The sequence below is a fragment of the Zetaproteobacteria bacterium genome, assembly GCA_003696765.1.
In the GTDB taxonomy this organism is placed as follows: domain Bacteria; phylum Pseudomonadota; class Zetaproteobacteria; order Mariprofundales; family J009; genus RFFX01.
Genome location: RFFX01000012.1, coordinates 1 through 12,055, shown reverse-complemented (window position 1 = coordinate 12,055; position 12,055 = coordinate 1). Strand labels below are relative to the sequence as shown.

Annotated in this window: 3 protein-coding genes; 2 read left to right on the top strand and 1 reads right to left on the bottom strand. The window is 68.8% G+C overall.

Features of this window, described 5'->3' with window-relative positions:
• Window positions 1–5,448 (bottom strand): hypothetical protein (locus D6682_01675; protein RMH52546.1); only part of this gene is annotated, 5,448 nt, incomplete at its 3' end.
• Between the two features lie 671 nt (window positions 5,449–6,119).
• Between D6682_01675 and D6682_01670 the strand changes: the two genes are divergently transcribed.
• On the top strand, window positions 6,120–8,357 hold the full coding sequence (locus tag D6682_01670; GenBank protein RMH52545.1) for a methyl-accepting chemotaxis protein: 2,238 nt from the start codon (window positions 6,120–6,122) through the stop codon (window positions 8,355–8,357).
• A gap of 263 nt (window positions 8,358–8,620) precedes the next feature.
• On the top strand, window positions 8,621–12,055 hold a 3,435-nt coding region (locus tag D6682_01665; protein ID RMH52544.1), incomplete at its 3' end, for a hypothetical protein.

The window sequence follows — 12,055 nt, the reverse complement described above, 5'->3', positions numbered from 1 at the left end:
CGCGGCCGTCGCGGTGTCGCCGGTGGTGTGCAGCGCATCCCACGACTGACGGGTGGCGCCGACCACGATCTTCTGGCTGGCGCTGGCCACCACGTTGCCGGCGGCATCCTTACCGGTCCAGGTGATGGTGGTGGAGCCGATCGGGAAGTAGTAGCGGTTGCTCAGCCCGGTGATGGTGATGGTGGAGTTGGCCGCCGCCGCACCGTATCTATCCTTCGCCGAGCCGCCGACCACGGTGATCGGATTGCCGGCGAACTCGCCGATCGGATCGACCGACTGATCGATCAGCCCGTAGCGGTCGACCGATCCGGTGGTATCGACCACCGCCGCCAGGTTGAAGCTGCCGTCGGGCACGAGCATGGTGACCGAGCCGGTGGCATCGACCGGCATCACCTCGAGCAGCCGGCTCCAGTCGCTGCTGTAGAGCAGCCCGTAGAGCCGGCCCGTCTTGCCGCTGGCATTCGTCACCTTGATCGGCAGGCCGGAGCTCGCCCCGACCGGGGAGAGGGTGATCTTGCTCACCAGCCGGTTCTCCCCGACCACCCAGCCGGTGTAGGGGTCGATGAAATCGAGGTTGGTCGCCCACTGCACCCCACCGGCGGTCGCCACCGGCTGCCAGGTCACACCACCGTCGGTGGTCATGTAGAGCTGGTTGACATCCCGCACCTCGGCATCCAGCGCGAAACCGACATGGGCATCGACCATCTGCGGGCGCAGGAAGCCGTTGCCGATCCCCGAGGTGTAGTTCCAACTGACGCCGCCGTCCCGGCTGGAGAGGATGCCGCCCCCCGTCATGGCAGCAGTAGACGACCCAAAGTAGAAGACCGAACCCGGCCCCCAGTCGCCGACCACGATGGTGTCGCCGTAGACCGAGATCGTCCTTCCCTGGAAGAAGTCCGAGAACTGCATGCCGGGCAGGCCGTCGATGGTCAGCGGCGATCCGTTCGCCTGGGTCTGGAAGATCGGCCGCCAGGATGCGCCCCCATCCACGCTGTGGTAGACCCCGTAGTCCGACAGCACCCACACCGAGCGACGATCCAGCGGATCCACCGCAACACTGGTCAGCGGCAGCACCATGCCGGACCAATCCTGCACCCGACCGACCACCGTCCAGCCGCTGCCGTCGACGGTCTTGAGCACGCTGCCATCACGGCTGACACTGTAGCCGGTGGCGGTATCGACCATCGCCACCTCCATCAGCTTGCCGCCGACCGAGGCCGGCAGCGTCACCTGCGACCACGCCGTCCCGTCGTAGAAGAGCATCAGCGGCCGATCCTGCGCCTCGGCGCTTCCCACCGCCCAGACATGGCGGGGGTCGACCGCGAAGACATCGATCAATGTGCTGTTCGACAGGCCGGCGGGGATCGCCTGCGTGGTCCAGCTCGCCCCGCCGTCGGTGGTGTGCTGGATCAGGCCGCGGTGGCCGACCGCCCACCCCTCCAGCCCGTCCGGCAACATCGAGACCGACTCGAAGAGGCCGCCGGCCAGCACCTGCTGGTCGAGCGAGGTCGCCGCGATGGTATGGAGATCGATCCGGGTGACCAGCTGGTGCTCGCCCACCACCCAGCCGGTGTAGGCGTCGACGAAGTGGAGGTTGGTCGCCCGCTGTCCATCGCCGGCGAAGGCGACCGGGCTCCAGGTCAACCCGCCGTCGCTGGTCTGGAAAAGGCGGTTCACATCGGGCGCCTCCGTATCGAGCGCAAAGCCCACCGTCGGCGAGACCATCTGCGGCCGGAGGAAGTTGCCGCCGAGATCGGAGCGATAGTTCCAGTTCACGCCGCCGTCCCGGCTGGAGAGGATCCCCGCCCCCCCCTGGAACCACTGATTGGTCGTCGCATCATAGAAACCGCCGTTGCCGAAGACGCCGGGGCCCCAATCCCCGGCGACCACCGTCCCGCCGTAGACCGAGATGGTCCGCCCGCTAAAGGGGGTGTTGATGGGGGTGCCCGCGATGCTGAAGCGGCCGGCGGTCAGCTCCCCGCTCCAGTTCACGCCGCCGTCGCTGCTGTGGTAGATCCCCTGATCGGAGATCACCCACAGCGACTGGGTGTTGGTCGGGTCGACCGCCAGCCCGTTGAGGTTGACCGGCCCGCTGGTCGCCGCCCCGGTCAGGTTGCCGTAGGGGCTGCTCACCGTCGAGACAACACTCCATTGGCCGTTGCCAAACTTGAGCAGCTCGCCGCTGTTGGCGATGGCGTAGCCGGTGGCGGCATCGACCATCACCACCTCCATCAACTGCGCGCCCACCCCGCGGGGCAGCGCCACCTGCGACCACGCCGTCCCGTTGTAGAAGAGCATCAGCGGCGTGCCCTGCAGATCGGCGCGTCCGGCCGCCCAGACGTGGGTGGCGTCGACGGCGTAGACATCGATCAGCACGCTGTCGAAGAGCCCGGCGGGGATCTGCTGCGTCGTCCAGTGGGCGCCACCGTCGGTGGTGTGCTGGATCAGGCCGTGGTGGCCGACCGCCCACCCCTCCTGACCGCCCGGCAGCATGAACACCCCCTCGAAGGCCTGACCGGCCAGGTTCTGCAGATCGCGCGTCGCCACCGCGCCGGGATGGAGGTCGACCTTGCTGACCAGCTGGTTCTCACCGACCACCCAGCCGGTGTAGGCGTCGAGGAAATCGATCCCCATCGCCCACTGCAGGCCGCCGACGGTGACCACCGGATTCCAGGTCAGACCGCCGTCGCTGGTCTGGAAGATCTGGTTGATGTCGGGCGACTCGGCATCGAGTGCGAAGCCGTGCAGCGCATCGATCATCTGCGGCCGGAGGTAGTTGGTGCCGATCCCCGGGGTGTAGCTCCAGGTGTTGCCGCCGTCCTGGCTGGAGAGGAGCCCCGAGCCGGTGAGGAAGTAGCCCTGCGGGCTGTTGTCCTGGACGCCGAGCGAATCCGGCCCCCAGTCGCCGACCACGATGGTGTTGCCGTAGACCGAGATCGAGCGGCCGCCAAACGGCCAGGCCAGATGGTAGGCCGTCCCCATCGCCTGCACCGTGGCGGCCATCGACAGCTCCCCGCTCCAGGTGGAGCCCCCATCGGTGCTGTGGTAGATCCCCTCATCGGCCACCACCCAGATCGACTGCGGATTGCGCGGATCGACCGCGATGCCGTTGAGCGCCACCGGCGCCGGGTTGTTGGGCCCGGTGGAGAGACTGCTGTAGGGGCTGGTCACCTCGGAGCGTACGCTCCAGGCCATGCCGTTGGTGGTGGCCAGCACCTTGCCGTCCTGACTCACCGCATAGCCGGTGGTGGCATCGAGCATCACCAGGTCGACCACCGGAGCGGTGGGCTTGCCGTGGCCCAATGTCCCGAAGATCGACATCCGGGACCAGCTGCTGCCGTCGTAGAAGAGCACCAGCGGCGTGCCCCGCGCATCGGCACGCCCCACCGCCCAGACATGGGTGGCATCCACGGCGTAGACATCGATCAGCGCGCTGTCGGTCAACCCCCAGGGGACTTCCTGCGTCGTCCAGGTGACGCCGCCGTCGGTGGTGTGCTGGATCAGGCCGTGGTGGCCGACCGCCCACCCCTCCTGACCACCCGGCAGCATGGAGACCGCCTCGAACACCCCGCCGGCGAGGTTCTGCAGCTGATAGCTCATGGTGGTGTTGGTCAGCATCGGCACCATCGGATTGACCTTGCTCAGCACATCGCTGGAGACCGTGGCCACGCCGTTGCTGCCGGCGCTGATCGGCGGGGTGAGCACCACCGGCACCCGCGGCTGCGATGCGCGCAGGTAGGTGGCCGCCGTCGTCTGCCCGCCGCTGGTGGTCGTGCCGCCGCCGGACGTATTGCTACCGGAGGTAGTTCCGCCGGAAGCACCAGTCGTCCCGCCGCCGGTGGTCGTGCCGCCGCCGGTGCTCCCGCCGGTCGAACCGGCCGTTCCGCCACCGGACGCATTGCTACCGGACGTGGTTCCACCGGAGGTACCGGTCGTTCCGCCGCTGGTGGTTCCGCCACCGGTCGTCCCGCCGGAAGTGGTGCCGCCCGTGGCCGGCATCAGCGAGGCGACCAGGTTGCTGACAACGCCCTGAAGGTTGTAGGCGGGGTCGATCACGCCATTGCGCACACTGCCGCTCAGGCTGCTCTCGATCGCGCTGCCCAGCTGCTCGATCCCCGCCTCATCGACCGGCAGCGTGCCGCCGGCCGCCTGCAACTGCTGGAATCCGGCCAGCAGCCCGCCCATCAGCTGATCGAACACCTGCTGGTTGTAGGGGTCGGAGAGGAGCACGCCGGCGCCGTCGAAGGCGTCGGTCAACGCCGAGACGAAGTGGTTGACCGCCTGGCTGCCCAGCCCGAGCGCGGTCGGCGCCACCGGGGCGCGCAGCTTGCCCGCCTTGCCGGTGGAATCCACCACCACCGAGTCGGACTCGGTCAGCGGCACGCCGTCGCCCAGATCGTCGCCGGCGACCACCGCGCCGGAGAGGGCCAGCGTACCGTTCTCGCGGCTGATCTGCCCGCTCGAGGATCGCATGCTCAGGATCGGCGTGCCGGCGGCACCGCGCCCGGCCAGCACCAGATCGCCCTTGCCGTCGCCATCGACATCCCGCTCCTCCATGCGCACCGAGTCCATCACCCCGTCGAGGCCGGTGCCGTCGGCGACGAAGTTGGGCTCATGCAGCGGGTCGCTCCTGCCCAGTCTGGTGAAGCGGGTCAGCCCGAGCTGGCTCATCACCTGCCGCGCCGCCCGGTTCATCTCGTCGTCCACCGCCTGGATCACCGCCGAAGCGGGGGTAGCGGCGTTGGCGTAGGTGTTGGTGAACGAGGTGAACCCGCTGGTGATCTGCGAATAGGAGGCCACCCCCAGCGCCCGGGTCACCGCCAGGGTGGAGAAGGTGTTGGTGTGGACCTTGCCCAACCGGGTCATCATCGACGCGATCACCGTGCCGGTGGCCGGCTGGGTGTATTCCAGCAACAGCGGGTAGACCAGATCGACCGGCAGCACCTTCCGGTAGTTGCCGGCGGCATCGGTGGTCATGGTCAGCTTCCTGCCGGTCGCATCGGTGATGGTCAGGGTGCCGTTGGCCACGGGCAGGCCGGTCGCCGCCACGCCGCCGAGCACCACCTGCTCGGTCACCGGCACGGTCACCGGCTTGCCGACCAGATCGATCGGGGCCGAGTTCCCCTGGTAGATCAGCGTGCCGTAGAGATCGTAGGCCTGCACCTGGAAGGTGACGCCGGTGGCGTTGGCCAGGGTCATGGTGGCCACCAGGTTGGGCCGGGAGGCGCTGGCCGTGGCCAGGGTGGTGGCGCCGGCCAGGGCGGTGACGGTCATCGACTGCACCGCCGCCGGAACCGTACTCTGCGTCTGGGTGGTCAACGCCCCGCCGGCGACCGCGGCAGGCGCGGTGGAGAAGGGGATGGTCACCTGCGTCACGCCCGAGGCACCGCCTCCGCCGCCACCACCGCAGGAGAGCAGCGGCAGCGCCACACAGATCGCCAGCACCATACGCAACATCGTCATCCGGGCAACCCCCATCGCAGTGTAGTGCTTACCGTTGTTCGCCCGTTCCGGCCCATGAGCCAACGCGGGCGGAGAGGGGCGACATCGCCGCCCTCCATGCGGCAGGCTGCGCTATGCGGCCGCCCTGTCAATCGCCAATTTAGGGGATAGGGGAGCGACCCCGCACCGCCCCGGCCGGCGGGGGATGGGCCACCGGGCCGATGCCCGGGAGACGACGGCACCCGATCGAAGGTCGCCCACACCTGCACATACGACGCCATGGTGCCATGATCGGCATCCGCGGCCAGGAGGACCGCGCACAACGGGAGCTTGCGCATGCAAGCGACTGTTTTGTAAGGCGATAGAAATCCGTGTCTTCGATCCCCGTGAAGCCGAAAAAGCCCACGGACGTGCTGTTTGCAATTCGATCATTTCCTCATCCTTCCAGTGGGCCGGCCCGCCAGTAGGCCGGCTGGTCCGCCCCGAGGGCCCCAAGGGTCGCGCAGCCCGATGGCCGTCCCGCCGCGGCCATCTCCCCACCCCGCCGGGGGGCAAAAAGGGCAGTGCGATCAAACAGGTTGCCAAATCGGACCGAATCGCTAGCGTGGCGGCGTCCGCAGCGGGCCGTTCCGTGGCCGCGCGGCACCGTTTCTCATTCCGGAGGGGGATCCATCACGATGAAAAACCTGACCATCGCCAACAAACTGCAGATCATCATGCTGGTGGTGACGCTCGGTATGGGTGGGGCGGCGGCCATCCACCAGTGGTCGGTGGTGACCTTGGCCGACATCGCCGCCCGGCTCAAGGCCGCCGGCGAGTTGATGGAGATCTCCGACGGCTCGGTGGCCGACATGCGCGCCGAGTTCCGTCTGGCGGGTGCCTACCTGTTCGACCGTGAACGCGAGCGCTACGACGCCTGGAAGAAGGTGAGCGACGGCCTCGATCAGACGCTGGCCACGCTGGTCGAGAAGCTTCCCTCCGCCGAGGCGCGCGACGCCGCCGGCCGGCTGAAAACCCTGATGGAGAAGTACGACCGGCTGAGCTTCGGCACGGCCAAGGCGCTGCGCGAGAAGATCGGCTTCGATGAGAACAGCGGCCTGCAGGGCAAGTTCCGCGACCAGGTCCACGCCATCGAGCACCACCTTGAGCGGGTGCACGCGCCGGCTGCGCTGGTCGCCTCGATGCTGATGCTGCGCCGCCACGAGAAGGACTTCCTGCTGCGCGGCAAGGAGAAATACAAGAAGGAGCTGCACGACGAGTCGGCCCATTTCCGCCGGCTGCTCGCCGCCGACACCACCCTGCCGGCGAGCGAGAAGGCGACCATCCTCGACGAGCTGAACAGCTACATCCAAGGCTTCGATGCGCTCGAGCAGGCGCGGATCGACCTGCTCAAGATCAAGGCGCAGATGGAGGCGATCGAGCAGCAGATGGAGGCCGCCCAGGAGAAACTCGATGAGGTCGGCGGCCACGATCTCGACGCGCTGCACGCCGAGGCGGCGCAGATCGCGCAGCATACCGCCCTGCTCTTCTGGGGGACGCTTGCCGCCATCTTCGTCATTCTGGTGGTGCTCATCTGGGCCATCGCCCGCTCGATCACCGCGCCGCTCAACCGCGTGACCCACGCGCTGCGCGAGCTGATGCGGGGCAGGTTCATCGAGCTGGAGGTGGAGGGGCGCGGCGTGATGCGCGACCTGCTCGAGGTGCTCAAGCGCTCGCAGGCCGACGCCCGCGAGACCTTCCGCCTGCGGGCGGTGGTGGAGCAGAACCCCAACGCCATCATGATCGCCTCGCGCGCCACGCTCAACATCACCTACATCAACCCGGCGGCGAAGCGGCTCTTCACCTCGATCGAGTCGTTCCTGCCGTGCAAGGCGACGCAACTGGTCGGCAAGAACATCGACCTCTTCCACGAGAACCCGGCCCACCAGCGCAGCCTGCTGGCCAGCAAGGAGAACTTCCCGATGACCTCGCACTTCACCGCCGCCGGCCGCGAGATCGAGTTCACCGCCGAGGCGATCGACGATGTCGAGGGCAACTGGGATGCGATCATGGTCGCCTGGCGCGACGTCACCGAAGAGCGCCGGGTGGCGCTGAACTTCGAGCAGCAGGTGGGCAGCGCGATCGGCGACATCGTCGCGGCCAGCGAGCAGACCATGCAGGTGGTCGACACCCTCTCGGCGATGGCCGAGGAGACCGCCTCGCAGGCGGCGCTGGTCAACGAGTCGGCCAGTGAGGCCAACGGCAATGTGATGACCGTCGCCTCCGCCGCCGAGGAGCTCTCCGCCTCGATCGGCGAGATCACCCGCCAGGTGCGTGAGGCGGTGGGCATGTCGACCGACGCGGTCAGCCAGGCCGAACGGAGCAACAAGACGGTGGCCAGCCTGGCCAAGGCGTCGGAGGAGATCGGCGAGGTGATCCGGGTGATCACCGACATCGCCGAACAGACCAACCTGCTGGCGCTCAACGCCTCGATCGAGGCGGCGCGGGCAGGCGACGCCGGGCGCGGCTTCGCCGTGGTGGCCGGCGAGGTCAAGGAGCTGGCCAGCCAGACCGGCAAGGCGACCGAGCAGATCGCCCGCCAGATCGCCGCCATCCAGGCGCAGAGCCAGGACGTGGCCAAGGCGATCAACAACATCAGCGGCCTGATCACCCGCATGAGCGAGGTCAACCAGGCGATCTCCGCCGCCGCCGAGGAGCAGAACACCGCCACCCAGGAGATCGCCCAGAGCGTGCAGTACGCCTCCGACGCCACCAACCGCACCACCGAGGCGATCGCCTCGGTCTCGGAGGCGGCCGCCGAAGAGACGCGGGCGGTGACCGAGGTGCTGGAGGCGACGCGCAACATCACCGACAAGGGGCAGGAGCTGCAGCGGCGCGTCGATGAGTTCCTGGCAGGGCTGAACGCAAAAAAGTAGCGGCGGAGCAGGGAGGGGGCGAAGGAGCAGGGCGGCCGCATGCCGCCGGTGATGCCCCCCGCCGGGGCGGCGCCTCGCCGCTGCGCACCGCCGCGATCGCGATCCGTGCGGTGGTGCCCGAGCCGTTGCGCGCGACAGTGCGGCCCGAGCCGTTGCGCGCGGAGGCGCGGCCCGCTCCGCCGTCGGCACCGTCGCCGGTGAAGCCACCCCACCGCCCCCCCGCCGCGGCGCAGCCCGACAAGCCGGTGCCATCCGACAAGCCGGTGCAGCCCGACAAAGCGTCCACCGCCGACCGGGCCGCACGCCAAACCGCGAGCAAGCGTGCCGGGCCGGAGCCCTCCTCCACCCCCGAGCAGACCACGCCCCCCGCGCCGAAGCCGCACACCGGCGCATTCGGCCGGCTGACGGCGCGGCTGGCCGGCGGCCACAGCCGACGGGAATGGCTGCTGCTGGGCGAGCGCATCTTCTCCCACCCGCGCTACGCCGTCGCCATCATCATCGCGCTGGCCCTGTGCACCCTCGACAAATACTGGTTCGTCGTCTGGCCGCTGGTCATCTTCTTCACCATCGAGTGGTGGCTGCGCTTCTGGCTGCTCAAGGAGAACGGCTGGAAGAACCGGACCGAGATGGGCTTCCTGTTGCTCGACGGCATCGCCACCATCAGCCTCTTCTCGGCGCTCTTCCTGCCGGTGGAGGTGCTGCAGCAGGCCTTCTACCTGCGGCTGGCCCGGCTGCTGCGCGGCATGTACCTGCTGCGCATGTTGCGGGTCTTCCGCATGTTCACCCACGAGACCTTCATCTACTCGCTCCCCTTCGGCATGAGCGTCACCATACTGGCCATCATCGGGCTGATGGCCGAGAAGCTGAGCCTCTACGCCGGGATGGTGCTGCTGATCGAGCTGGGGGTGCGCGTGGTCTCGATCTTCCGCGTGCTGCCCGCAGGACGCCGGCGCTACGCCGAGATCCTCTTCATCCCGGTCGATCTGACGGCCAGCGTCGCCCTGCTCGGCGTGGTTCCGGGGCTGCCGACGCTCTGGGTGCTGCTGCGGCTGATCCGCTTCCTCCTCCTGCTCAACCCGCTGCGCAACCTGGCCCAGGCGCTGATTCAGGTAACCGGCCTGCCGGAGATCCGCAAAGAGGCCGGCATGCTGCTCGGCGTGCTGGCGGTGCTGATGTTCCTCGTGCTGCTCTCGGTGCTCTACCTCTATCCGCCGCTGGACCTCGACGGCGACCACAGGGTGACCCCTGCCGACTACGCCCCCTTCCAGCTGCTGCTCTTCGTCTTCCGCATGCTGATGGATCCCGGGGTGCCGCCGGCGGCCGCCTTCTCCCCATGGCTGGTGGGGGTGACCATCGCCATCCTGTTGGCCGGGGTCTTCTTCTTCGCCCTGATGATCGACCTCGGCGCAAGCTTCATGCAGAAGCTGCTCGAAGAGCTGGCCAACAGCCCGATGACCCCGCGCGAGCAGCTGCTGGTGGTCGGCGCCAACGAGCAGTCGATGCCGGTGCTGCGCAACTTCGACACCCTCTGCGGCCGGCTGCGCCGCACCTTCGCCGCCGTCTGGCTCTTCTACGGCGAGCCGCTGCCGGACGCCGGCTCCGTCGGCCGCTGGCTGGCCGTCCGCCGCGCCGAGCCGGGGGCGCGCAACCTGGTGCGCCGTTTCCGCCTCACCGGCCTGCAGCATCTGGTCATCTTCCACCGCCACGACGACTCGGAGGAGGAGATGCAGGCGCTGGTCGACACCCACCACCTGGCGCGCGAGGCGAGGGTCGATACGCTGATCGTCTCCGACGCGCTGCTGCCGCCGGACAAGGCGGCGATCTTCACCGGCACCCTCGACGCCGAAGTGGTGGTCTCCGCCTCGATCATGACCCGCATGCTCTACCAGGCGACCCACTGCTCCTACATGCCGGAGTTCGGCATGCGGCTGCTCGATGCGGTCGACGGCGAGACCGGCATCTACGCCGTGGCGTGGCCGGCGGCGATCGAGCCGGCCGGCGCCGGTGCGCTGATCACCCGCGCGGGGAAGAAGCAGCGGCTCGACCAGTGGCTGAGCGAATGTTTCGCCAAAGGGATCAATCTGATCGCCGCCCGCAGCGAGGAGGGTCGGCTGATCCTGACCGCCGACCTCTTCCGCGCCGAGGAGGAGATCGCCCTGACCGACATGATCGGCATCGGCAGCGAACCGTCGCTCTGGGTCGGCGCGATGGAGGCGGCGCTCGGCCGCGGACCGATCGACCACCACAACCCGCTCAAAACCTTCAGCTGGCCGGAGGTGTGGGATCTCAACATCATCTTCCTCGGCTGGCATCCGGGGCTGCCGGCGATGCTGGTCGAGATGGCGCTCAAGCACCACAAGATCGCCTTCCATCTCTTCACCGTCGATGATGCCGACGGCGTGGCGGCGAAGCAGGCGCTGCTTGCCGGAGCGGTGGAGGAGGCATCCACCCGCAGCAACTGCAAGATCACCTACTCGGTCAATGCATGGGACGGACTGGATATCGACGCCCTCACCCCGCGGCTGCGCGGCTGCAAGCTGATCATGCTCTACCCCGAGGAGCGGCGCGGCGGCGACAGCGAGGATTCGGTGCTCGAGCTGTGGCTCCACCGCGTCGGCGCCTCGTTGCAGGCGCGCAAGGAGAAGACCAAGTGGTGGACACCGCCCAAGCTGATGATCCTCCCCCGCTCCAAGGCCAACATCGGCACACTGATCGCCGCCGGCGCCGACTATCCGCTGATCCCGATGGATGTCGGCTCGCCCGACGCCTTCCACGATCTCTACATCGCGCGCAAGATGATCACCCACGCATGGAAGCCGATCGACCCCGCGCTGGTGGTGCAGGAGCTCAAGTGCTACGAGATGATCGAGCTGCTCCTCTCCGACGCCGTGGTGCTGGAGATGACCGGCACCGGGGAGCTGCTGGCCGGGCCGTGCGAGTCGTGGCGCGACATCTACCGCGAAGGGATCCACCGCGGCTGGTCGCTGGTCGGCTACGTCATGCCGGAGCGGCCCAAGGATGCGCCGGTGGACCCCTACCAGCTGCTGGAGGAGCTCTTCCCGCTCAACCGCAGCTACGACGGCAGCCGCATGCACCTGCTCGCCGGCGCCCTGCCGATGGAGATGGACCTCCCGCACCGGACCGACCAGCTCCTCTTCATTCGGCGCGGGGTGATCGAACAGCATGCCGGAGGGAAGAAGGCCGCCGGCAAGCCGGCCGCCGGCGCGAAGAAGCCGGCCGCGACCAGAGCGGCGGCCGCGCCCGCCACAGCAGCAACAAAGGCCAAGGATGCACCGGCGGCCGCAGCACGCTCCACCACCCGGCCGGCGCCGGCTGCACCGAAGCCCGCGGCGGATGCGGCGCCCACCACCGCGAAAACCACCTCCCCCGCGCCGTCGGCGGCGAAGCCCGCCCACGCCCCGGCCCAGCCGCAGCAAGCCGCGGCGCCACCGCCGAAACAGGCGCCGGCGCAACCGCAGCAGGCCGCGACGACCGGCGCCGTGCGGGTGGACGACCCCGGAACCTGGCCGAAGCAGAGCGACGCGCGGCTGCTCGCCGTGCTGGCCGAGCAGTGCCGTGAGGCGCAGCAACTGCTGCAACAGAGCAGCGAGGCGGCGCTGGTCAAGCTGATGGGGCTGCTCGAGCAGGCGCCGGGCGAGGCGGTGGAGGGCCACATCATGGCCGGGCTGGAGCGGCTG